We start from the raw sequence: 21,938 nt of genomic DNA, 5'->3' as shown, positions 1-21,938 counted from the left end.
GGCGGACTCCACTCGAACAAGATCAATAATAAAGAAAAGAATCGGGCTACTTTTTTATAACTCATGGTTTTTGACACAGGCCCGGTATCGGCTGACCGCCTGGGGGCATGCGAACCGCCTTTCACGGTTTATCCCTTCCACATGACCGTCGCACCCGGAGGCTGCGCGGCGAATTTCAGGGTCGCCCGGCCACGATCCCGGCATGGGAGATCGCGATCGGAACAACGGATCATAGCGCAAATGGAGCCAGAGATCCTCCCCTTCCTCACAGATTAGATCCATTTTATCCACAGACCCCGGCGCGCGGCGATCTTTTCCACAAAATCCGGTCATTCACCGCATTATATTGTCTGTCAGGGTGCGTTTTTTACATCGGTAACAGGTTATACCCGGTTATCCACCTGCGGATCTTGCGCTTTATCACCGGGATCGCGCGCGGATCCTTGCGATTTAACCCTGAGTCCGTATAATCTTCGCCCTACGTGTGATGCCTGGTTCCTTCATGGTGCGTTATTCGCCAGACGGGATTCTGCGTTGACCACGGGCCAAGCCGGATTTTATGCCGTATTGGCAAGCAACCAGGTAGGCTAACGCAATGTGAATTGACTCAGGACTGTACAATTATTACAATCCCGCCTCTTTATGTATTGCGATTGAGGCGTCGGTCGTCTTCACGCCGAGTAGCCAAACGCGTTTACTGATCAGTAATCAATTTAAGTTTAGGTAGAAATCGCCATGAAACGCACTTTCCAACCGTCCGTATTGAAGCGCAACCGTAGCCACGGTTTCCGTGCTCGTATGGCCACTAAAAATGGTCGTCAAGTTCTGGCCCGCCGTCGTGCGAAAGGCCGTGCTCGTCTGTCTGTTTCTAAGTAATAAAAGCTAACCCTCTGAGTGGTTAAGCTCGCTTTTCCCAGGGAGTTACGTTTGTTAACTCCCACTCATTTCACTTTCGTCTTCCAGCAGCCACAACGGGCCGGCACGCCGCAAATCACCATTCTCGGCCGCCTGAACCAGCTGGGGCATCCCCGCATCGGTCTTACCGTCGCCAAAAAACACGTCAAACGCGCCCATGAACGTAACCGAATCAAACGCCTAACCCGCGAAAGCTTCCGTTTACGTCAGCATGAGCTGCCGCCGATGGATTTTGTCGTGGTGGCGAAAAAGGGGATAGCGGATCTGGATAACCGCGCGTTGACGGAAGCTTTGGAAAAATTATGGCGTCGCCACTGTCGCCAGGCTCCCGCATCCTGATCGGGCTGGTGCGAGGCTATCAGCTCGTCATCAGTCCGCTGCTTGGGCCTCGTTGTCGCTTCCAGCCGACATGTTCTCATTACGCAATTGAGGCATTAAGCAGGTTCGGCATGATAAAAGGCAGTTGGTTGACAGTGAAACGCGTATTAAAATGCCACCCTTTGAACCCAGGTGGCGATGATCCCGTGCCGCCGAAAACCGACGATAACAGAGAACACTAACGATGGATTCGCAACGCAATCTTCTTCTCATCGCTTTGCTGTTCGTGTCTTTCATGATCTGGCAGGCCTGGCAGACGGACCACGCTCCGCAACCAGCCGCGCAGACCACGACGCAGACCACGAATTCCGCAACCGGTGATGCCACAAGCTCAGGCGTACCCGCCAGCGGCCAAGGTAAACTGATTACCGTTAATACCGACGTGCTGTCGCTGACTATCAACACCCGCGGTGGCGATATCGAGCAGGCTAAACTGTTGGCTTACCCGGATACCCTGGGTTCATCGACTCCATTCCAGCTGCTGGAAACCACACCGTCATTTGTTTATCAGGCGCAAAGCGGCCTGACCGGCAAAAACGGCCCGGATAACCCGGCCAACGGCGAGCGTCCTCTGTATCAGAGCGCACAGGACAGCTATACCCTGGCCGACGGTCAGGACGAGCTGCGCATTCCGCTGACCTTTACCGGCAAAGACGGCGCCGTCTATACCAAGACCTTTGTCCTGAAGCGCAACCACTATGCGGTCGGCGTCGATTACAACATCGACAACAAAGGCTCAACCCCGCTGGAGCTGACCCTGTTCGGCCAGCTGAAGCAGACCACCGAACTGCCTAAGCACCGCGACACCGGCAGCAGCAACTTTGCGCTGCACACCTTCCGCGGCGCGGCGTACTCCACCAGCGACACCAAGTACGAAAAATACGCGTTTGATAAAGACGAGAATCTGAGCGTCTCCACGCAGGGCGGCTGGGTTGCCATGCTGCAGCAGTACTTCGCTACCGCCTGGGTGCCGGCTACGCAGGGTACCAACACCTTCTATACCGCCAAGCTGGGCAATGACCAGTCGGCCATCGGCTTCAAGTCTACGCCGGTAGTGGTGCAGGCCGGCGCACAACAGCAGCTGAACTCGACGCTGTGGGTTGGCCCGGAACTGCAGGACCAAATGGCTGAACTGGCGCCGCATCTCGACCTGACGGTGGATTACGGCTGGCTGTGGTTCATCTCCCAACCGCTGTTCAAGCTGCTGAAGTTCCTGCACAGCTTTATTGGCAACTGGGGCTTCTCGATCATCGTCATCACCTTTATCGTGCGCGGCATCATGTACCCGCTGACCAAAGCGCAGTACACCTCGATGGCGAAAATGCGCATGCTGCAGCCAAAACTGCAGGCGATGCGTGAACGTATCGGCGAAGACAAGCAGCGTATGAGTCAGGAAATGATGGCGCTGTACAAGGCGGAGAAAGTGAACCCGCTGGGCGGCTGCCTGCCTCTGCTGATTCAGATGCCAATCTTCCTGGCGTTGTACTACATGCTGATGGGCTCGGTAGAACTGCGTCACGCGCCGTTCGCGCTGTGGATCCATGACCTGTCGGCGCAGGACCCGTACTACATCCTGCCAATCCTGATGGGCGTGACGATGTTCTTCATCCAGAAGATGTCGCCGACCACCGTGACCGACCCGATGCAGCAGAAGATCATGACCTTCATGCCGGTGATCTTCACCGTGTTCTTCCTGTGGTTCCCGTCCGGTCTGGTGCTGTACTACATCGTCAGTAACCTGGTGACCATCATCCAGCAGCAGCTGATTTATCGCGGCCTGGAAAAACGCGGCCTGCACAGCCGCGACAAGAAAAAGACATAAGCGTATTGTAGGCGTTCGGTTGCCGAACGTTTGCAGTCATCCCAAAAGGCGGTCGCGAGACCGCCTTTTTGTATCTGATATGATGAACAACAGGTTTTTAGCAGCGCAGCTGCCCGTTGAAGGATAAAGGCTATGAATACCACCGATACCATCGTCGCCCAAGCCACCCCGCCGGGACGCGGCGGCGTCGGCATTCTGCGTATCTCCGGCCAGAAAGCTGCCGAGGTCGCCCAGACGCTGCTCGGCAAGCTGCCAAAGCCGCGTTACGCCGACTATCTGCCGTTCCGCGACGCCGACGGCGCTACCCTCGATCAGGGCATTGCGCTGTGGTTCCCGGGGCCGAATTCATTTACCGGCGAAGACGTGCTGGAGCTGCAGGGCCACGGCGGCCCGGTGATCCTTGATTTGCTGCTTAAGCGCGTGCTGGCGCTGCCCGGCGTGCGTATTGCGCAGCCCGGCGAATTCTCCGAGCGCGCCTTCCTGAACGATAAGCTCGATCTGGCGCAGGCGGAGGCGATTGCCGACCTGATCGACGCCAGCTCCGAGCAGGCGGCGCGCTCGGCGATGAACTCGCTGCAGGGTGCTTTTTCCAGCCGTATCCACCAGCTTGTGGAAGCACTTACTCACCTGCGAATCTATGTGGAGGCTGCGATCGACTTCCCGGATGAGGAAATCGACTTCCTTTCTGACGGCAAAATCGAAGCCCAGCTGAACGCGGTGATCGGCGACCTTGACGAAGTACGCGGCGAAGCGCGTCAGGGCAGCCTGCTGCGCGAGGGCATGAAGGTGGTGATCGCCGGCCGGCCAAACGCAGGAAAATCCAGCCTGCTCAATGCGTTAGCCGGTCGTGAAGCGGCCATCGTCACAGATATCGCCGGCACCACCCGCGACGTGCTGCGCGAACATATCCATATCGACGGCATGCCGCTGCACATCATCGACACCGCCGGCCTGCGTGAGGCCAGCGATGAGGTGGAACGTATCGGCATCGAACGCGCCTGGAGCGAGATTGAACAGGCGGATCGGGTGCTGTTTATGGTGGACGGCACCACCACCGGCGCCACCGAACCCGCCGAGATCTGGCCGGAATTTATGGCGCGCCTGCCCGGCAAACTGCCGATCACCGTGGTGCGCAACAAGGCAGACATCACCGGCGAATCGCAGGGCATAACGGAAGTGAATGGTCACTCACTTATTCGCCTGTCGGCGCGAACCGGCGACGGTATCGAGGTGCTGCGCGACCACCTGAAGCAGAGCATGGGCTTCACCAGCAATATGGAAGGCGGCTTCCTGGCCCGCCGCCGCCATCTGCAGGCGCTGGAACTGGCGGCGCAGCACCTGCTGCAGGGCAAGGAACAGTTAGTGAGCGCTTACGCGGGTGAGCTATTGGCGGAAGAACTGCGGCAGGCGCAGCTGGCGCTGAGCGAAATCACCGGCGAATTTACCTCCGACGACCTGCTGGGGCGCATCTTCTCCAGCTTCTGTATCGGGAAATAATCAGCGCGAGGCAAAAGCGCCGCGCCAACCAGCGGGAAACGGCAGTCATGAGTGATGCAAAAAACAGTTGGGTTACCGCCAGCGACGTTGCGCGCCTGGCGGGCGTTTCACGCTCCGCCGTTTCACGCACCTTCACCCCCGGCGCTTCCGTCTCTGAAAAAACGCGCCGGCGGGTAGAAGCGGCCGCCGCCGAGCTGGGTTATCAGGTCAATATCATCGCCCGTTCGATGATTACCGGCAGCAGTAACTTCATCGGCCTGGTCACCGCCGGCTTTGACAACCCTTTCCGCAGTAAACTGCTGGCGCCGCTGACGCACCACCTGACCTTACAGGGGTTTATGCCGCTGCTGATCAATGCCGATGACCCTCAGCAGCTGGAGCCGCAGCTGCGCGAGCTGTTAAGTTATCACGTCGCGGGCGTGATCCTGACCTCCGGCGCCCCGCCGCTGTCGCTGGCGGAAGCATACCTGGCGCGCAAAATCCCGGTGACGCTGATCAACCGCCAGGCGGAGCTGGACGGCGCCGATCAGGTATGCAGCGATAACAGCGACGGCGCGCAGCAGGCCGCGCAGCGCTTGATGCAGCATGGGGTAAAACATCCGGGGTTTATCGGCGAAGACGCCTCCTTCAGCAGCCATCAGCGGCAACAGGCGTTCACCCGCCGGCTCAGCGAGCAACAGTTGACGGTCACCAGCGCGATCTGCCCGCAAGGGGGTTACCAGGCCGGCTGGGAGGCGGCAGCCACGCTGTTGACGCAACGGCCGCAGCTCGACGCCCTGTTTTGCGCCACCGATATGCTGGCCATTGGCGCCATGGATTTTATACGCCGTCATCACCCCGCACGCACGCTGCCGATTATCGGTTTCGACGATATCCCACAGGCAGATTTTTCCGCCTATCAGCTGACCACCCTGCGTCAGGATACGGAAATGCTGGCGCGTACCGCAGTAGACCTGTTGGTCAGCCGCATCCGCCACTTCAATCAGCCGGCGGTGCGCAAAAGCGTCCCCGTCGAGCTTATCGTGCGAGGATCGGCATAAAACGAAAATTATGTTTTATGCGCGAACGATCACGGAATAAAATTTTCACTTTCGCCATTATCCTGTAGCAATCTCGTAACAACACCGTGTTATCATTTAAATTGCACACGTGTGCAAATGCAGCGGAGGGAAAATGGCATCAACATCTGAACAGGATATCGCAGCGCGCTACCGCTTTGCCTGCGACGTTGCGCAACAGGCCGGCAGGCTGGCGTACGATTTTTACCAGCGGCGCCAGCAGCTGGCCGTTGAGCACAAGGGCGGCGACCTGCAGGACGTGGTCAGCCAGGCCGATCGGGAAGTGGAAACGCTGACGCGTCGTCTGATCGCCCAGCGCTTTCCTCAGGACGATTTTCTCGGGGAAGAGAGCGGCGGCGGCCACGGCACCGCGCCCTACACCTGGGTGGTGGATCCGATCGACGGCACCGCCTGTTTTCTCAACGGATTACATACCTGGTGCGTCTCGATCGGCGTGATCTTCGACGGCGATCCGGTTATCGGCGTGGTTTACGATCCCAACCATCAGGAAATGTTCCACGCCCGGCGCGGCGGCGGCGCCTTTCTCAATCATGCGCCCATCAGCGTGCATCCGGGCCGTTCACTGCGCGATGGCGTGATGGGGGTCGGCACCTCGCACCGCGTGACGCCGGAAGAGTTTGTGCCGTTTGTCAGCCGCCTGTTGCACGCCGGCGGCATGTTTATCCGCAGCGGTTCCGGTGCGCTGATGACCGCTCAGGTCGCCGCCGGCCGCTTAATCGGCTATTACGAGCCACATATGAACGCCTGGGACAGCCTGCCCGGCATGCTGCTGGTGCAGGAAGCCGGCGGCGTCACCAATGATTTCCTGGCCGATCGGGGATTACAGAAAGGCAACGTGGCGTTAATGGCCAACGCGGAGATTTATTCCCAGCTGCGTGAATTAATTCAGCAACAGGTTAAATAACCGCTTGCTCGAAAAAATAAATGGAAAGGCAATTTATTCAGATTATGTGCCCTACAGATTAAAATAGTTAAGGACAAATTTCTCTGCCAACGGAATAACCGCAGAGCGCTTAATCGGCGTGTATTTTGCTAATCCGCCTTATGGAGTGAAATTATGTCTGGTATCTTCGCTTATTTTAAAGCGGCGCCGGCCACGCCTTCCCATGGCCCGCTGAATGAGAAAAAATTCCGCCTCCTGCGCGGCCGCACCTTTCTGGCGATGACGGCGGCTTACGTGATGTTTTACGTTTGCCGGCTGTCGTTCACCGTGGCGAAAAGCGCCCTGGTCGACATCGGCATCACCCCCGGCGAATTGGGTATGATCGGTTCCGCCCTGTTTTTCTGCTACGCCATCGGCAAGCTGGTGAACGGGTTCCTGGCCGACCATGCCAACGTCGTGCGTTTTATGAGCCTGGGGCTGCTGTTGAGCGCCGGGATGAACGTTATGATGGGCATGACCACCAACGCGCTGCTGCTGACGCTGTTTTGGGGCATCAACGGCTGGGCGCAGTCCATGGGCGTCGGCCCGTGCGCCGTATCGCTGGCGCGCTGGTACGGCAATAAAGAGCGCGGGACCTTCTACGCCATCTGGTCCACGGCGCACAATATTGGCGAAGCGGTGACCTATATGGCCATCGCCGCGGTGATCGCCGCCTTTGGCTGGCATTTTGGCTATTTCACCACGGCGATGCTCGGCGTCGTGGGCGTGGTGTTAATTTTACTGTTTATGTGCGACTCGCCACAAAGCGCCGGCTATCCGCCGATTGGCGTGATCCGCAACGAACCGGAAGCCCTGTCGGAAGATAAGGGAACGGTGCTGAAAAACCAGCTGTGGTCGCTGCGCAACCCGGCGCTGTGGACGCTGGCGCTGGCCTCGGCCTTTATGTATATCGACCGTTACGCGGTCAACTCCTGGGGCATTTTCTTTTTACAGCAGGCCAAGCACTACACCACGCTGGAAGCCTCCGGCATTATCGGCGTCAACGCCATTGCCGGCATCGCCGGCACCATTATCGCCGGTATCCTATCCGATCGTATCTTCCCGCGTAACCGCAGCATCATGGCGGGGGCAATCGGCCTGTTAAATACCGCCGGCTTCGCCTTGATGGTGTGGTTTCCGCGTAACGACTACACCGACGTGCTGTCGATGATTATCTTCGGCGCGACGATTGGCGCTCTGACCTGTTTTCTCGGCGGCTTAATCGCGGTGGATATCTCTTCGAAGAAAGCGGCCGGCGCCGCGCTCGGCACCATCGGTATTGCCAGCTATGCCGGCGCCGGACTGGGTGAATGTATTACCGGCGTGATTATCGATCGCACCTCGGTGATTGAAGCAGGTAAAACGCTGTATAATTTTGACACCTTATCGCTGTTTTGGATCGGCGCCGGTTTATTTTCCGCTGCGCTGACATTTATTACCGCCGGCATTGTTGCTCACCGCCAGACAATACATCGGCAAACGCAAATATCCCGTTCATAAAATTAAATAAATAGATTAACCTTAATTAAAAATAGCGAGGAATAAGTCATGTTGCTTTCGCAAAAGGGATGGTCACGCCTGTTATTTGCCGTTGTGCTGGGCGCGGCCTCCTGCGCCAGTCAGGCGGAATCACACTATGTGCTGGAAAAAGTGGTGGAGGTCAGCCGTCATGGCGTCAGGCCGCCGACGCCCGGCAACCGGCAGGCGATGCAGGACGGTACCGATCGCGCCTGGCCGCAATGGACCACCCGCGACGGCGAGCTCACCGGCCACGGCTACGCGGCCGCCGTGCTGAAAGGGCGTTACGAGGCCGAATATTATCGGCGTCAAGGGCTGCTTGAGCGCGGCTGCCCGGCTCCCGGCGCGGTGTACGTCTGGGCCAGCCCGCTGCAACGTACCCGCGCCACCGCTCAGGCGCTGATGGATGGGGCATTTCCCGGCTGCGGCGTGGCGATCCATGCGGTCAGCGACAAGCAGGATCCGTTATTTCAGGCGGATAAAATGGGGCTGACGCCGCTGGACGCGGAAAAAGCCCGGGCGGCGATCCAGCAGGCGATGGGCGGCAGCCCGGAGCAGGCTCAGCAGCGCCTCAGCCGTGACATTGCTCGCCTGCAGGCCGCCGTCTGCCAGCCGAACAAGCCCTGCCCGGCCTTTGAGCAACCCTGGCGCATCGAACGCAAAGAGGACGGCCGCTTCAGCATCACCGGCCTTGGCACCCTGTCTAATATGGCGGAAAGCATTCGCCTGGCATACAGCGAGAACCTGCCCGCCGCGCAGGTGGCCTTCGGCCACGGCGGCAGCGCGTCGGCGATTGCGCCTCTGCTACCCTTGCTCACCGCCCGCTACGATTTTACCAATGACGTACCCTATATCGCCCGGCGCGGCGGTTCGGTATTGCTGAATCAAATAACGCAGGCTTTAGCCTCCGATCGTGCATCGGCTGATGCCCCGCCGCCGGCGCGCTGGCTGTTGTTCGTCGCGCATGACACCAATATCGCCTATCTGCGCACCCTGCTGGGCTTCAGCTGGCAGCAGGATCGGTACCCGCGCGGAAATATTCCGCCGGCCGGCAGTCTGGTGTTTGAGCGCTGGCGCGATAAACAGAGCGGTCAACGCTTTCTGCGCACCTACTTTCAGGCACAGTCGCTCGATCAAATTCGTCGTCTGACGCCGCTGGACGCCCGGACCCCGCCGTTAAAAACCGACCTCAGCCGCCCTGGCTGCCGGCCGTCACCGGTTGGCGTACTGTGCCCCTGGTCTGCATCGTTACACCAACTGCGCGCGGCAATTGACCCGACGGCATTACCGGCGGTGCATTACACGCCGTAATGGCCCGGCGACGTGGCGCACCATGATGCGCCACGTCTTATCGGCCACATCACACAGAAGAAAGACGATGACCAACGCGGTCGCGCGCGAACCGCCGCTGAAGCGGCTGCCATGCTGGCAGTTTGTCCCGCAGTTCGGGCTGGAAAAAAGCGGTGAAATTGCCGCGCAATCGCAGGTAAAGTCCCTACGTTTCATCAAGTTGACCAGCTTAAACAATTATCACAAAAATAGCAGACTGAAAGAAAAAACAGGACGAAGCAAGCAAAAACACACATTCCCCTCACCATTTTTTCTTGTTTTACCGCAAGAAAAGCGTAGATACGACAAAATCTCACTGTTAACCCTCGGTTATTTGCCATACTATTTAACGGTTGTTCTAAGCTGAATCTGTTCATTAGTCAGGGAGGTATCATCATGTCAGACCAAGCATTAAAGATCGTGACCCTACTAGGCAGCCTGCGTAAAGGCTCTTACAACGCCATCGTAGCCAATACGCTGCCCAAACTGGCGCCGCCAGGCATGGTTATCGAAGCCTTACCCTCCATTCGCGATATCCCGCTTTATGACGCCGACCTGCAGCAGGAAGAAGGATTTCCCGCCACGGTTGAAACCATTGCCGAGAAAATTCGCCAGGCCGACGGCGTCATTATCGTTACGCCGGAATATAACTACTCTGTACCCGGCGGCCTGAAAAACGCCATTGACTGGATTTCACGCCTGCCGAACCAGCCGCTGGCCGGTAAACCCTTGGCGATCCAAACCAGTTCCATGGGGCCGATCGGCGGTGCGCGTTGTCAGTATCACCTGCGGCAGATCATGGTGTTCCTGGATGCGATGGTGATGAACCGGCCCGAATTTATGGGCGGCGTGATTCAAAATAAAGTGGATGAGCAGGCGGGAGAGCTGACCGATCAGGCTACGCTGGATTTTCTGCGCAGCCAGTTAGCCGCATTCCGCGATTATATCGCCCAGTTGCGATAAGGCTTCCTTTTTGGCGTCTTCAAAAACAAAGCACAGAAGACGCCAATAATGGAATGGATATGCCAAAATATTTTTACCTATCAATAATATAATCATGTATTTTTTAATTTTAGCCTTATTAACGGCTTTTAACACCAGTCCTGTCAACGCCACAGAAATGCATTACCCTGCGGGAGAAGAACCGGTTGAACTCCCGACAGACAGCCCGCTGCATAACAAACTGCCCCGTTCGGCACACAGTAAAGAAGATCAGAAAACAGAGGCAATGTCGCTCTACCTGACGCTGATGCGTGAAGATGAACACAGCATCTGGGCGCCTTATCAGCTTGCCGTCTCTTCTGCCGAAAAAGGGCAAACTGAACTGGCGGAACGCTATCTGCAGCTCAGCGCCAAACGCGGCCTGTGGTATTACTACAACTTGCTGGAAGAGGATGCCTTTAACGCCATTCAGCACGGCAAAACCTACCAGTCCATCCTGGCGCAAACCAAAGCCCGCTATCAGCAGCGTGCGCAGCGGCATGAAGGCAAAGCCAGCTATACGCTGCCGCAGGGCGAACCGCCGGCCGGCGGCTGGCCAACGGTGGTGTTCCTGCACGCCTACGGCAAACAGGCCAACATCAGCGCCGAGGAGAAGCTGATGTTCGGCGCCATGGGAGTTGCCTATATCGAGCTGAATGGCACGCAGATGCTGTCGGAAAACAGCTTCCGCTGGTCAAACTACAGCGATGAAAGCACCCACAATATGGTGCAGCGCACCCTGCACGACTTGACGCCGCAGCTCGGGCTGAACCCTCAGGCGGTTTATCTTTTTGGCCGTGGTCAGGGCGCTCTGCACGCCGCCAATCTGCTGGCGAAATATCCTCAGTGTTACTCAGGCGGCCTGCTGGTGGCGCCGGTGGGGGCAATCAAACCGGCAACTCAGAGCCTGGCCGGCAATAAGCGCATCGTCATTGCTTACTACAACCGACAAAAATTTAGTACCCAAGCAATAGCATTAGATTTTTCCGAACTTTTCGGCGCAAAAAATCAGGTGCAGGTACTGCACTTTGAACAGCCGGAAAGCGCTAAACAGAGCTGGCTCGCCCGCTTTGCACAACCGCTGGAGTGGATGCTCGGCAAGACGCCAAGCGCTGAATAGCAAGAGTAATCCGACGGGCCAGCGGCGCCTGGCCCGTCGGATTAACGATCAATGACCGTCAACAAAGACGATTTTCAGGATAAACAGCAGCGCCACCACCAGCACGCAAGGGCTGATTTCACGCCAGCGCCCAGTGCCCAGCTTCATCACGCAGTAAGCAATAAAGCCCAGTGCGATGCCTTCGGTGATCGAGAAGCTAAACGGCATCATCACCGCCGTCACAAAGGCCGGCACCGCTTCGGTCAGATCGCTCCAGGTAACGCGTGCCAGGCTTGAGGTCATCAGCACCCCAACGTAAATCAGCGCGCCCGCCGCCGCATACGACGGCACCATCCCCGCCAGCGGCGACAGGAAAATCACCAGCAGGAACAAAATGCCGGTCACCACCGCGGTCAAACCGGTGCGGCCGCCGACGGAAACGCCGGAGCTGCTTTCAATATAGGCGGTCACGGACGACGTACCGACAAAGGAGCCGGCTACCGAACTGATGCTGTCAACGTACAGCGCCTGCTTCATCCGCGGGAACTTGCCTTTTTCATCGGCCAGGCCGGCTTTGTCGGTCACACCGATCAGGGTGCCGGAGGAGTCGAACAGGTTAACCAGCATAAAGGAGAAGATCACCCCGGCCAGGCCGATATTCAGCGCGCCGGCCAGATCGACCTGGCCAACGACGGAAGTGACGCTCGGCGGCATAGAGAACACGCCGCCGTACTGCACATCCCCCAGCGCCCAGCCTATCAGGGTGGTGACGACAATCGACACCAGCACCGCCGCATGGATATTGCGCGAAGCCAGAATGGCGATAATAAAGAAGCCCAGCGCCCCCAACAGCACGCTGTGGGAAGTCAGGTTGCCGACGGTAACCAGCGTATCGGCATTGCCCACCACGATGCCGGCGTTTTTCAGCCCCATCATGGCGATAAACAGGCCGATGCCGCTGGTAATGCCGACGCGCAGGCTCAACGGAATATTGCCGATCATCCAATAGCGAATACGGAAAATGGTCAGCAGCAGCAGGCCGACCGCGCCCCAGAAGATGGCGCCCATGCCCACCTGCCATGAGATGCCCATCGCGCCGACCACCACAAAGGCGAAGAAAGCGTTCAGTCCCATCGCCGGCGCCAGCGCCACCGGCAGGTTGGCAAGCAGGCCCATCAAAATGCTGCCGAACGCGGCGATCAGGCAGGTGGTGACAAATACCGCCTGCGTATCCATCCCTGCCGCGCCCAATATCTGCGGGTTAACGAACACGATATACACCATGGTCAAGAACGTGGTGAAGCCGGCAATCGTTTCCGTACGCACCGTGGTGTCATGTTGCCTGAGCTTAAACACGCGCCCAAGCAAGCCTTGTTCAGCAACAAGGCCGGTTACTGGTTTGGTCATTATCAAGAATTCCGAAGAAGGGAACAGAACGGTCTGCGGGCTATCCTATAACAAAAATTCGGCAATTTGACGTCGTTCGGCGGTTTTTTTCCGTCCTCAGCGCGCAGAGAATCGCTAATCCGTTGATTTATTCGCCGATAGCGTACCGCTTCGGTTAAAGTGGCAGCATTGCTTCCCGATAAGGATATAACAACGATGACCCAGATTGACTGCATCCTATTTGACTGTGACGGTACGCTGGTGGACAGCGAAGTGCTGTGCAGCATGGCCTATGTGCATATGTTCGCCCAGCACGGCATCACGCTGTCCCTGGAAGAGGTATTCAAGAAATACAAAGGCATCAAGCTGTATGAGATTATCGATCGGGTGAATGCCGAGCATGGCGTCACGCTGGCCAGGGACGTGCTGGAACCGCTGTTCCGTCAGGAAGTGGCGCGGCTGTTCGACAGCGAGCTGCAGGAAATTGCTGGCGCGCGCGAACTGCTGGCGCAGATCACCGTTCCGGTCTGCACCGTCTCCAACGGGCCGGTCAGCAAGATGCAGCACTCGCTTGGCCTGACCGGCATGCTAGGCTATTTTGATGACCGATTGTACAGCGGCTACGATCTGCAACGCTGGAAGCCGGACCCGGCGGTGATCTACCACGCGGCGCAGCAGATGAACGTGCCGCTGGAACGCTGCATCATGGTGGATGATTCCCCGGCGGGTGCGCAGGCGGGCATCGCCGCCGGCATTCCGGTCTTTTACTTCTGCGCCGATCCGCATAATCCGCCGATCGATCACCCGCTGGTGACTACGTTCGATGCGCTGACGCAACTGCCGGCGCTGTGGAAACAGCGCGGCTGGCAGCTGACCCGCTAGCCGGCTGCGACGGCCGGCTTACGCCGCCAATGCCAGAAGCGCCGCGGCGCTTTGCTTTGCGGGCTGAAGCGCTTACCCAGCGCGTTGGCCAGCAGATCGAGCGCCAGGCACAGCACAAAGTAAACCAGCGCCACAAACAGAAAGATCTCCATCGGGTAAACCATGCTGCGATTATTCACCTGGGTTGCCAGAAACGTCAGCTCGCCCACGCCAACGATATAAGCCAGCGAGGTATCTTTAATCAGCGCGATCCACTGGTTGATAAACGACGGCGTCATCATGCGCAGCGCCTGCGGCAGGACGATCAGCCGCAGCGTTTGCCAGCGCGTCAGGCCCAGCGACAGCCCCGCCTGCCACTGGCCGGGCGCAATTGCCAGGATCCCGGCTTTTACCGCATGCGCCAGATAGGCGCCCGCAATCAGCGCCAGCGCGCATACCACGGTGGTGATTGCCGGGATCTCGACGCCGAACACCATGGGCAGCAGGAAGTAGGCCCAGAAGATCAGCATAATCACCGGAATCGCGCGGAAGAACCCCAGCACGGCGGCCAGCAATCCGGCGGCGACGCCGCGCGACATCGCCAGCAGGGTTCCCAGAACGATGCCGATCAACGCCGAAGCGACGCCGGCCATCAGGCTGAGCGCCAGCGTCAGGGCCGCGCCGCCCAGTTCGCCATCCGGCCAGGCTCCCCATAACAGGTAGCCCAGATTGTCGTGAATAACGCGAAAATCCATCTTAATGCCCCCTCTGCAGCCGTCGCTGCTGGCGCCACAGCCCCCAGCCCTCCAGCAGCGCAATAACGGCAATATACAGCAGCGTCGCCACGCCAAACGCCTGGAAGGTACGCAGCGTTTCGGTCTCCACCTGACGTGAGGTATAGGACAGCTCGGCAACGCCAATCGCCATCGTCAGCGAGGAGTTCTTGATAAGATTCATATACTGGCCCAGCAGAGGAGGCAACGCGATATTCAGCGCCTGCGGCAGCACCACATAGCGCATCGCCTGCCAGCGGCCCAACCCCAGCGCGCTGGCCGCCTGCTTCTGTCCCGCGGCGACGCCGCGAATGCCGGCGCGGATCTCTTCGGCAATAAACGCACCGGAATAGAGCGTCAGGCCGACAAAACCGGCGAGGAATTCAAAAGAGGGCCACGTCAGCCAGCCGAGCTGATGCGGCATATTCAGCCACTGCATGGCATTGGCGGGCAGAAGCTGCCCGGCGGCGAAGTACCAGAAAAACAGCTGCACCAGCAGCGGCGTATTACGAAACAGTGAACAGTACCCCGTGACCAACCAGCGTAACGGCGCCAGCCCGCTGTCGCGCAGGGCCGCCAGCACAAACCCCAACAGCGTCGCCGCCGTTCCGGCGCAGGCAGACAGCCACAGCGTCAGCAAAAAACCCTGCCACAGCCAGTGTAAATACTGCGGCGCCAGCAGCCAGTCCTCGATGGGTGGCAAATTCATGGTTATCCTCTGGGCTGAGTATGCGCCAAAGGCGCGGCATGCCGCACCTTTGACAGAAACAACGGATGCGCCGTACGTCAGGCTTTAGGCTGCCGATCCAGCGGCGCAATTTTAAACTCGCCGCGCGGCTGGGCCGATTTGCTGTCCGGGCCGAACCAGCGGTTATAAATTTTCACCGCTTCGCCGTCCTGCTCCAGCTTGATCAAGGTGTCATTGATGGTCGTCGTCAGGCGCGTTTCCCCTTTGGGAATGCCGATCCCCTGATACTCTTTGGTGATGCTGAACGGTGAAATTTCAAAGTCGGCCTTTTGCGCCGGCGTCAGGTTGCCGAGCAGCCCCACCAGCTTGGCGTCATCCTGGGTGATCGCCTGTACATTGCCATTGCGCAGAGCAACAAAGGCCAGCGGCGTATCGTCGTAAGAGATCACCTTCGCCGTCGGATAGCGCTCGCGCAGCGTGATCTCCTGCACCGTGCCTTTATCGGCGCCGATACGCAGCGTTTTAATGTCATCCGGCGTTTTCAGTACGCCTTTGCGGGCGATAAACTTCTGCCCGGTGGCGAAATAGGGCACGCTGAAATTCACCGCTTTCGCGCGCTCATCGGTAATGGTGAAGTTAGCGGCGATCAAATCCACCTTTTTCGATGCCAGCAGCGGAATACGGTTAGCCGGGTTGGTGGCGCGCAGTTCAACCTTCACGCCCAGCGCCTTGCCGATAGCCTCGGCAACGTCCACGTCATAGCCCACCAGTTTTTTGCTCTGCGGGTCGATATAGCCGAACGGCGGGTTACTGTCGAACACGGCAACGCGCACCACGCCGGCCTGTTTAATATCATCCAGCTTATCCGCCTGGGCGGTCCCGACGGCCAGGCCGCTCAGGCTGGCGAGCAGAGTGAATGCTAAAACGCGCGGTTTCATAAAGGCTCCTAAGTGGTTGATGTCCTGTTGTCAGCTAAGCTAGCAGCCGCCATTTAGGGCTGGAAATAATATAAATCGCTATATTTATAACCATTTTATCTTTATGGCCATTGAGTCTATAAACGGGCATGGCGCCTTTGATGCCACGCCCGCACGCCGGATTATGGCGTTATACCAGCACGATCTGGTTGTTGCTGAGATAATCCAGAGAAACGCCCACCAGCGTGACCTGATTATCGCCGAAGTTAAACACCACATCGTCGTTTTGCTGCGTCGCATACTGACGGAAATCACCGCCCTTATCCTGCGGCGTAAAGAACACCAGCCTGTCGCTCTGACCAAAATCAATCACCTGATCCTGACCAAACTCGCCTTCAAACAGGAAGGTATTGTTCTGGCCGGCGCTGTGCATCACATCATTGCCTCTGCCGCCGACGAACGTCAGGTTACCACTGCTGCTGCCCAGCAGGGTGTCATCACCGTCAAGCCCGAACAGCCAGCGCTGGTTGCCGGCCGCCTGCAGAACATCGTCCGCTTCGCTGCCGATGCCGTGCCGGGTGTAATCAACATGGACATTGCCCACCATCAGCCCGTCATCTTTTACCAGATAATCAACATGCTTCTTGCTGCCGAATACGCCGCTGCTCTGACTGCGCAACGTCTCTACGCTGTTGGCGATGGTAATGGCGCCGGTGCTGTCGCGCAGATAGAGGTTTTCCCCGTCATAAGCCACCTGCGTCTTGGCGATCCCCTGTTGCAGAATCAGGGTGTCATGCCCTTCACCACCGGAGATATAGTTAAACCCGCCGCCGTCGCGGAAGGTATCATTGCCGCCCCCACCTTCCAGGTAATCATTTCCCTTGCCGCCGCCGATCATATCGTTCTTATCCGTCCCGATAATAAAGGTCGTGCCGGTATGTTTTTGCGCCGCAAGATTCAGATCTTCCACCCAGGTTTTACCGCGCATCACATCGGACAGCGTAGAAACAACCACCGTGGAATCCCGATCCATAAACGAATAAAACTCAGAATTAACGATACGCGACAGTCCGTCACCGTAGGCGAACGGCATATGCGAGATCCAGCTGGGCAGATTTAATATTGATGACGGCAGCATCCCCCAGAATTTCGACGCGTAATAATCGTTAAAATTAACAATATTATTGGTCGCTGATTCATGCGGTTTATCATGAACCCCCAGCGTCGACCAATTAAAACTCGTGCCGTCGAGCACGCGAAATACCGGGTCGTTTTCATAGCCAATATTCAGCACCTTACCATCGCCCTCATGCTGAGTCGGCGAAGCAAAAGCCAGATATTTTGAGTTTGAATAAAAGCCGCCCCAATAGTCTTCACTTAAAAAGGCCAGACTATTGGTCGCCAGACCGCCAAGGCTATGGCCGGTGATCGTCACATCCTCGCCGCTCAGGCCGTTTGCCGCGGCAAACTTGGCCACGTCGGCCAGTAAACGACCGAAGGCGTTCAACGCGAAATTGTTCGAGAACGAGGCCGGCCCCAGGCCGGCAACCAGATCGTGGATCGCATCGCCAATGGTGTCGGTAATCAGCGTTTCACGCGGGCCGCTGGTGCCGCGAAACGCGACGCCCAGGCCGATTAATTTCCCCTCGCTGTCGTATTTGCCCAGCACTTCCGCCTGAGAGGTTTTGTACTTCCAGGATTCGCCATAATACGTGCCCAGCTTATCGGTTTTACCCTGATACCCCAGCTGTTCTGCGCTAATCACCTGCCAGCCGGCGGCATTGATCTTATCCAGCGCCTGCTGTTCGGAATTGGGGTTCCACGGCAACCCCGGCACAATGCCCTGCGACTGGGAATTGCCGACCAGCGCGGTGAGCAGCGTGAGCGGCAACCCCAGGTTAAAACCATAATGTTGATAACCGTAGGCTAAGCCATCATCCAGATTATGGTAGCTATACATAGTCATGGCTAATGCATCGGAGAATAATTCCTGCGATTCAGCATCGCTCAAGCCTTTATAATTAAAAATACCCATACAAATTCCTTTTTTATTTGTATTTTATATTTCCAATGAAGATAAGATAGCGTCAGTCAATTAACACCACCGTAGTGTTCATGGCGATATTAATCGACACCATTCCATGGTGTCGATTATTTTGTTCTTACGAAATCAGAAACCAAGAAATATATAAAATAAATATTATTTATTTGGCGGAGTTATTTTTTATCTGGCTCGGCAGGTATAAAAAAAGGCGCACAGTGTGCGCCTTTTAAACGTTCAGAAAGTTATTCGCTTTCGTCATCTTCCTCGGGCTTTTTGCCGTCCGCCAGTAGCTCATCCAGCGCATCCCCGCCCAGATGGCGGAAATCCTGCCCCTTGACGAAGTAGAAGATAAATTCGCAGATATTCTGACAGCGGTCGCCGATGCGCTCAATCGAACGGGCGCAGAACAGCGCGGTCAGCACGCTGGGAATGGTGCGCGAATCTTCCATCATATAGGTCATCAGCTGGCGGACGATGCCTTCATACTCCTGATCGACCTTTTTATCTTCGCGGTAGATGCGTATCGCCTCGTCCAGATCCATACGTGCAAAGGCATCCAGCACGTCGTGCAGCATCTGTACGGTATGGCGTCCCAGCGACTCCAGGCTCACCAGCAGCGGCTGATGCTGCTGCGAAAACTTCTCCAGCGCGGTGCGGCAGATTTTATCCGCCACGTCGCCAATGCGCTCCAGCTCGGAAATGGTCTTGATGATCGCCATCACCAGGCGCAGATCGCTGGCGGTCGGCTGGCGCTTGGCGATGATGCGCACGCAGGCCTCATCAATCGCCACCTCCATCATATTGACCTTTTTATCGCCGTCGATCACCCGCTTGGCCAGCTCGCCGTCCTGGTTATGCATCGCGGTAATGGCGTCGGTCAGCTGCTGTTCCACCAGCCCGCCCATCGTCAGCACCTGAGTGCGGATGTGCTCAAGCTCGGCGTTGAACTGTCCAGAAATGTGCTTGTTTAAATTCAGGTTATCCATGATGCATCCTAATCAACCATAACGACCAGTGATGTAATCTTCGGTCTGTTTCTTCTGCGGCGCAGTAAACAGGGTGTCAGTATCGCTAAACTCCACCAGCTCGCCCAGATACATAAACGCCGTTGAGTCGGAACAGCGCGCCGCCTGCTGCATATTGTGCGTTACGATCACCACGGTGTAATCCGACTTCAGCTCGCTGATCAGCTCTTCAATCTTACCGGTGGAGATCGGATCCAGCGCCGAGCACGGCTCATCCAGCAGCAGCACGTCCGGGCGAATGGCGATGCCGCGCGCAATGCACAGACGCTGCTGTTGACCGCCGGACAGACTGTAACCGCTCTGGTGCAGCTTGTCTTTGGTTTCATTCCACAGCGCCGCCTTGCTCAGCGCCCACTGTACGCGCTCGTCCATATCCGCGCGCGACAGTTTTTCAAACAGGCGTACGCCGAAGGCGATGTTGTCGTAAATCGACATCGGGAACGGCGTCGGCTTCTGGAACACCATGCCGACCTTGGCGCGCAACAGCGCGATATCCTGGTTATCGGTCAAAATATTCTGACCATCCAGCAGGATGCCGCCTTCGGCACGCTGCTCCGGATACAGCTGGTACATCTTGTTGAAGGTACGCAGCAGGGTGGATTTACCGCAGCCGGACGGGCCGATAAACGCGGTCACTTTATTTTTGGCAATATCCAGCGTGATGTTTTTCAGCGCGTGGAATTTGCCGTAGTAAAAGTTCAGATCGCGGACCTGAATTTTGCTGCTGGAAGCGAGTTCACTTGTACTCATCAAGACTTCTCTCTTGTTACCGCGCCGCCACAGCGACGCGTAAAATTTTTATGCATGCTTTTTCTTGGCGAAAACCACACGCGCCAGAATATTCAGTAGCAGTACGCACAGCGTGATTAACAGCACCCCGGCCCAGGCCAGCTGCTGCCATTCGGCAAACGGGCTCATGGCGAACTTGAAGATGGTGACCGGCAGGTTGGCGATCGGCTGCATCAGATCGGTATTCCAGAACTGGTTCGACAGCGACGTAAACAGCAGCGGCGCGGTTTCGCCGGCGATACGCGCGATGGCCAGCAGCACGCCGGTGATAATGCCGGAGACCGACGCCTTCAGCGTGATGGCGGAAATCATGCGCCACTTCGGCGTGCCGAGCGCATAGGCCGCCTCGCGCAGCGTATCCGGCACCAGCTTGAGCATGTTCTCCGTGGTGCGGATAACGATCGGCACCTGCAGCAGCGCCAGCGCAACAATGCCCGCCCAGCCGGAGAAGTGCTCCATCTTCGCCACCACGATGGTGTAGACGAACAGGCCAACCACAATCGACGGCGCAGACAGCAGGATGTCGTTAATAAAGCGAATCACTTCCGCCAGCCAGGATTTACGCCCGTATTCCGCCAGATAAATACCGGCCAGAATGCCGAGCGGTGTGCCGAAGATGGTCGCCCACAGGATCAGCAGGCCGCTGCCGGCAATGGCGTTGGCCAGCCCGCCGCCGGCGGTATTCGGCGGCGGCGTCATTTCGGTAAACAGCGCCAGCGACATGCCGTCCACGCCTTTGGTGACGGTCGAGAACAGGATCCAAATCAGCCAGAACAGGCCGAACGCCATGGTCGCCATTGATAAAAACAGCGCGATGCGGTTCTTCTGCCGGCGCCAGGCCTGCATTTTGCGGCGGGTTTCCGCCACCGCTTCAGGGTTTTGCATATCCATCGTCGCCATGTTAACGCCCCTCATTCTTGGCCAGACGCATGATCATCAGTTTCGACAGCGCCAGCACGATAAAGGTGATAACAAACAGAATCAGCCCCAGCTCCATCAGCGCCGCGGTGTGCAGCCCGGATTCCGCCTCGGCGAACTCGTTAGCCAGCGCCGAGGTGATGCTGTTGCCCGGCATGTACAGCGATGCGCTGTCGAGCTGGTAGGTGTTGCCGATAATAAAGGTCACCGCCATGGTTTCCCCCAGCGCGCGCCCCAGTCCCAGCATCACGCCGCCGATCACGCCGTTTTTGGTGAACGGCAGCACGATGCGCCAGATCACTTCCCAGGTGGTGCAGCCGATGCCGTAGGCCGACTCTTTCATCATCACCGGCGTCTGTTCGAACACGTCGCGCATTACCGCAGCGATATACGGAATAATCATAATCGCCAGAATCACCCCGGCGGCCAGAATGCCGATGCCGAAGGCCGGGCCGGCAAACAGTTCGCCGACGATCGGGATACCGGACAGCACGTTGCCCACCGGCGTCTGGAAGTATTCGGCAAACAGCGGGGCGAAGACGAACAGCCCCCACATGCCGTAGACGATGCTCGGGATCGCCGCCAGCAGCTCAATGGCGACGCCCAGCGGGCGCTTCAGCCAGTTCGGCGCCAGCTCGGTCAGGAACAGCGCAATGCCGAAGCTGACCGGCACGGCGATAATCAGCGCAATCAGCGAGGTAACAATGGTGCCGTAAATCGGCACCAGCGCACCAAACTGCTCCGCCGGCGCATCCCAGTCTTTGGTCCACAAGAAGGCGAAGCCGAATTTCTGGATGCTTGGCCAGGAGGCAAAAATCAGCGAAACGATAATGCCGCCCAGCAACAATAGGGTAATCAGCGCAGCCAGCTTAACCAGCGCACTGAAGATGACGTCGCCGTTTTTGCTCGGCGCTTTGATGGTCGGCTTGTACTCAGCCATAAATTACTCTTCTGTTTAAAGCTTGGAGGGCCCGGCGAACCGGGCCCCTACAGAAAC

Annotated in this window: 22 protein-coding genes; 13 read left to right on the top strand and 9 right to left on the bottom strand. The window is 57.5% G+C overall.

Going from position 1 to position 21,938, the window contains the following annotated elements:
* Positions 1–735: 735 nt before the first annotated feature.
* The 12 genes from rpmH to CLM71_RS23765 all read left to right on the top strand — a co-directional run bounded on the left by rpmH (position 736) and on the right by CLM71_RS23765 (position 11,561).
* A complete protein-coding gene (gene rpmH / locus CLM71_RS23820) occupies positions 736–876 on the top strand; it encodes a 50S ribosomal protein L34 (protein WP_015842368.1) in 141 nt (46 codons plus the stop codon).
* A gap of 18 nt (positions 877–894) precedes the next feature.
* Positions 895–1,254, top strand: a complete 360-nt coding sequence (gene rnpA / locus CLM71_RS23815; RefSeq protein WP_105233168.1) for a ribonuclease P protein component — start codon at positions 895–897, stop codon at positions 1,252–1,254.
* Positions 1,218–1,475: a membrane protein insertion efficiency factor YidD gene (gene yidD, locus CLM71_RS23810; protein ID WP_105233167.1), complete on the top strand. Its 258-nt coding sequence runs from the start codon at positions 1,218–1,220 to the stop codon at positions 1,473–1,475. Before rnpA ends, yidD begins: the two co-directional genes overlap by 37 nt.
* A gap of 2 nt (positions 1,476–1,477) precedes the next feature.
* A complete protein-coding gene (yidC, locus tag CLM71_RS23805; protein WP_105233166.1) occupies positions 1,478–3,115 on the top strand; it encodes a membrane protein insertase YidC in 1,638 nt (545 codons plus the stop codon).
* A 132-nt stretch (positions 3,116–3,247) separates the two neighbouring features.
* A complete protein-coding gene (mnmE, locus tag CLM71_RS23800) occupies positions 3,248–4,612 on the top strand; it encodes a tRNA uridine-5-carboxymethylaminomethyl(34) synthesis GTPase MnmE (RefSeq protein WP_105233165.1) in 1,365 nt (454 codons plus the stop codon).
* A gap of 47 nt (positions 4,613–4,659) precedes the next feature.
* A complete protein-coding gene (locus CLM71_RS23795; protein WP_105233164.1) occupies positions 4,660–5,652 on the top strand; it encodes a LacI family DNA-binding transcriptional regulator in 993 nt (330 codons plus the stop codon).
* 133 nt (positions 5,653–5,785) lie between these two features.
* Positions 5,786–6,595, top strand: a complete 810-nt coding sequence (locus CLM71_RS23790; protein WP_105233163.1) for an inositol monophosphatase family protein — start codon at positions 5,786–5,788, stop codon at positions 6,593–6,595.
* A gap of 153 nt (positions 6,596–6,748) precedes the next feature.
* On the top strand, positions 6,749–8,113 hold the full coding sequence (locus CLM71_RS23785; protein WP_105233162.1) for an MFS transporter: 1,365 nt from the start codon (positions 6,749–6,751) through the stop codon (positions 8,111–8,113).
* Positions 8,114–8,161: 48 nt separating this feature from the next.
* Positions 8,162–9,442 carry a histidine-type phosphatase gene (locus CLM71_RS23780; RefSeq protein WP_105233161.1) on the top strand — a complete coding sequence of 427 codons (1,281 nt, stop codon included), beginning with the start codon at positions 8,162–8,164 and terminating at the stop codon, positions 9,440–9,442.
* A 67-nt stretch (positions 9,443–9,509) separates the two neighbouring features.
* Positions 9,510–9,827 (top strand): hypothetical protein, encoded by a 318-nt coding sequence (locus CLM71_RS24180; protein WP_199776391.1) that lies wholly within the window; start codon positions 9,510–9,512, stop codon positions 9,825–9,827.
* A 29-nt stretch (positions 9,828–9,856) separates the two neighbouring features.
* Complete coding sequence (locus CLM71_RS23770) at positions 9,857–10,423, top strand: NADPH-dependent FMN reductase (protein ID WP_105233160.1); 567 nt, start codon at positions 9,857–9,859, stop codon at positions 10,421–10,423.
* Between the two features lie 94 nt (positions 10,424–10,517).
* Positions 10,518–11,561 carry a hypothetical protein gene (locus CLM71_RS23765; protein ID WP_105233159.1) on the top strand — a complete coding sequence of 348 codons (1,044 nt, stop codon included), beginning with the start codon at positions 10,518–10,520 and terminating at the stop codon, positions 11,559–11,561.
* Positions 11,562–11,609: 48 nt separating this feature from the next.
* Here CLM71_RS23765 and CLM71_RS23760 read toward each other — a convergent pair whose 3' ends face one another.
* On the bottom strand, positions 11,610–12,947 hold the full coding sequence (locus CLM71_RS23760; protein WP_105233158.1) for an NCS2 family permease: 1,338 nt from the start codon (positions 12,945–12,947) through the stop codon (positions 11,610–11,612).
* 195 nt (positions 12,948–13,142) lie between these two features.
* Between CLM71_RS23760 and yieH the strand changes: the two genes are divergently transcribed.
* Positions 13,143–13,808: a 6-phosphogluconate phosphatase gene (gene yieH / locus CLM71_RS23755; RefSeq protein WP_105233157.1), complete on the top strand. Its 666-nt coding sequence runs from the start codon at positions 13,143–13,145 to the stop codon at positions 13,806–13,808.
* On the opposite strand, the gene CLM71_RS23750 is transcribed toward yieH, so the two are convergent.
* The 8 genes from CLM71_RS23750 to pstC all read right to left on the bottom strand — a co-directional run bounded on the left by CLM71_RS23750 (position 13,805) and on the right by pstC (position 21,881).
* Positions 13,805–14,542: an amino acid ABC transporter permease gene (locus CLM71_RS23750; RefSeq protein WP_105233156.1), complete on the bottom strand. Its 738-nt coding sequence runs from the start codon at positions 14,540–14,542 to the stop codon at positions 13,805–13,807. The two genes, yieH and CLM71_RS23750, sit on opposite strands and share 4 nt — an antisense overlap.
* Position 14,543: 1 nt before the next feature.
* Positions 14,544–15,269 carry an amino acid ABC transporter permease gene (locus CLM71_RS23745; RefSeq protein WP_105233155.1) on the bottom strand — a complete coding sequence of 242 codons (726 nt, stop codon included), beginning with the start codon at positions 15,267–15,269 and terminating at the stop codon, positions 14,544–14,546.
* A gap of 77 nt (positions 15,270–15,346) precedes the next feature.
* Entirely contained in the window at positions 15,347–16,186 is an 840-nt protein-coding gene (locus CLM71_RS23740; protein WP_105233154.1) for an ABC transporter substrate-binding protein, read from the bottom strand.
* Between the two features lie 169 nt (positions 16,187–16,355).
* Positions 16,356–18,200, bottom strand: coding sequence for a polyurethanase (locus CLM71_RS23735; RefSeq protein WP_105233153.1), 1,845 nt, complete (start codon positions 18,198–18,200; stop codon positions 16,356–16,358).
* A 251-nt stretch (positions 18,201–18,451) separates the two neighbouring features.
* Positions 18,452–19,195 carry a phosphate signaling complex protein PhoU gene (phoU, locus tag CLM71_RS23730; protein WP_105233152.1) on the bottom strand — a complete coding sequence of 248 codons (744 nt, stop codon included), beginning with the start codon at positions 19,193–19,195 and terminating at the stop codon, positions 18,452–18,454.
* A 12-nt stretch (positions 19,196–19,207) separates the two neighbouring features.
* Entirely contained in the window at positions 19,208–19,984 is a 777-nt protein-coding gene (pstB, locus tag CLM71_RS23725) for a phosphate ABC transporter ATP-binding protein PstB (RefSeq protein WP_105233151.1), read from the bottom strand.
* A gap of 48 nt (positions 19,985–20,032) precedes the next feature.
* The gene (gene pstA / locus CLM71_RS23720; protein WP_105233150.1) at positions 20,033–20,923 is read right to left on the bottom strand and encodes a phosphate ABC transporter permease PstA; all 891 of its coding nucleotides are present in this window, start codon (positions 20,921–20,923) and stop codon (positions 20,033–20,035) included.
* A 1-nt stretch (position 20,924) separates the two neighbouring features.
* A complete protein-coding gene (gene pstC / locus CLM71_RS23715) occupies positions 20,925–21,881 on the bottom strand; it encodes a phosphate ABC transporter permease PstC (RefSeq protein WP_105233149.1) in 957 nt (318 codons plus the stop codon).
* Positions 21,882–21,938 lie beyond the last annotated feature (57 nt).

Origin of the sequence: Serratia sp. MYb239 (assembly GCF_002966855.1) — a bacterium.
GTDB classification, from domain to species: domain Bacteria; phylum Pseudomonadota; class Gammaproteobacteria; order Enterobacterales; family Enterobacteriaceae; genus Serratia_B; species Serratia_B rhizosphaerae.
The sequence above is the reverse complement of the archived record's forward strand: the minus strand, read 5'-3'. Positions and strand labels throughout refer to the sequence as shown.

Excerpts from the sequence above, each read along its gene's own strand:
- rpmH (WP_015842368.1), top strand. The coding sequence starts at position 736 with ATGAAACGCACTTTCCAACCGTCCGTATTGAAGCGCAACCGTAGCCAC.
- yidD (WP_105233167.1), top strand. The coding sequence starts at position 1,218 with ATGGCGTCGCCACTGTCGCCAGGCTCCCGCATCCTGATCGGGCTGGTG.
- yidC (WP_105233166.1), top strand. The coding sequence starts at position 1,478 with ATGGATTCGCAACGCAATCTTCTTCTCATCGCTTTGCTGTTCGTGTCT.
- mnmE (WP_105233165.1), top strand. The coding sequence starts at position 3,248 with ATGAATACCACCGATACCATCGTCGCCCAAGCCACCCCGCCGGGACGC.
- CLM71_RS23795 (WP_105233164.1), top strand. The coding sequence starts at position 4,660 with ATGAGTGATGCAAAAAACAGTTGGGTTACCGCCAGCGACGTTGCGCGC.
- CLM71_RS23790 (WP_105233163.1), top strand. The coding sequence starts at position 5,786 with ATGGCATCAACATCTGAACAGGATATCGCAGCGCGCTACCGCTTTGCC.
- CLM71_RS23785 (WP_105233162.1), top strand. The coding sequence starts at position 6,749 with ATGTCTGGTATCTTCGCTTATTTTAAAGCGGCGCCGGCCACGCCTTCC.
- CLM71_RS23780 (WP_105233161.1), top strand. The coding sequence starts at position 8,162 with ATGTTGCTTTCGCAAAAGGGATGGTCACGCCTGTTATTTGCCGTTGTG.
- CLM71_RS24180 (WP_199776391.1), top strand. The coding sequence starts at position 9,510 with ATGACCAACGCGGTCGCGCGCGAACCGCCGCTGAAGCGGCTGCCATGC.
- CLM71_RS23770 (WP_105233160.1), top strand. The coding sequence starts at position 9,857 with ATGTCAGACCAAGCATTAAAGATCGTGACCCTACTAGGCAGCCTGCGT.
- CLM71_RS23765 (WP_105233159.1), top strand. The coding sequence starts at position 10,518 with ATGTATTTTTTAATTTTAGCCTTATTAACGGCTTTTAACACCAGTCCT.
- CLM71_RS23760 (WP_105233158.1), bottom strand. The coding sequence starts at position 12,947 with ATGACCAAACCAGTAACCGGCCTTGTTGCTGAACAAGGCTTGCTTGGG.
- yieH (WP_105233157.1), top strand. The coding sequence starts at position 13,143 with ATGACCCAGATTGACTGCATCCTATTTGACTGTGACGGTACGCTGGTG.
- CLM71_RS23750 (WP_105233156.1), bottom strand. The coding sequence starts at position 14,542 with ATGGATTTTCGCGTTATTCACGACAATCTGGGCTACCTGTTATGGGGA.
- CLM71_RS23745 (WP_105233155.1), bottom strand. The coding sequence starts at position 15,269 with ATGAATTTGCCACCCATCGAGGACTGGCTGCTGGCGCCGCAGTATTTA.
- CLM71_RS23740 (WP_105233154.1), bottom strand. The coding sequence starts at position 16,186 with ATGAAACCGCGCGTTTTAGCATTCACTCTGCTCGCCAGCCTGAGCGGC.
- CLM71_RS23735 (WP_105233153.1), bottom strand. The coding sequence starts at position 18,200 with ATGGGTATTTTTAATTATAAAGGCTTGAGCGATGCTGAATCGCAGGAA.
- phoU (WP_105233152.1), bottom strand. The coding sequence starts at position 19,195 with ATGGATAACCTGAATTTAAACAAGCACATTTCTGGACAGTTCAACGCC.
- pstB (WP_105233151.1), bottom strand. The coding sequence starts at position 19,984 with ATGAGTACAAGTGAACTCGCTTCCAGCAGCAAAATTCAGGTCCGCGAT.
- pstA (WP_105233150.1), bottom strand. The coding sequence starts at position 20,923 with ATGGCGACGATGGATATGCAAAACCCTGAAGCGGTGGCGGAAACCCGC.
- pstC (WP_105233149.1), bottom strand. The coding sequence starts at position 21,881 with ATGGCTGAGTACAAGCCGACCATCAAAGCGCCGAGCAAAAACGGCGAC.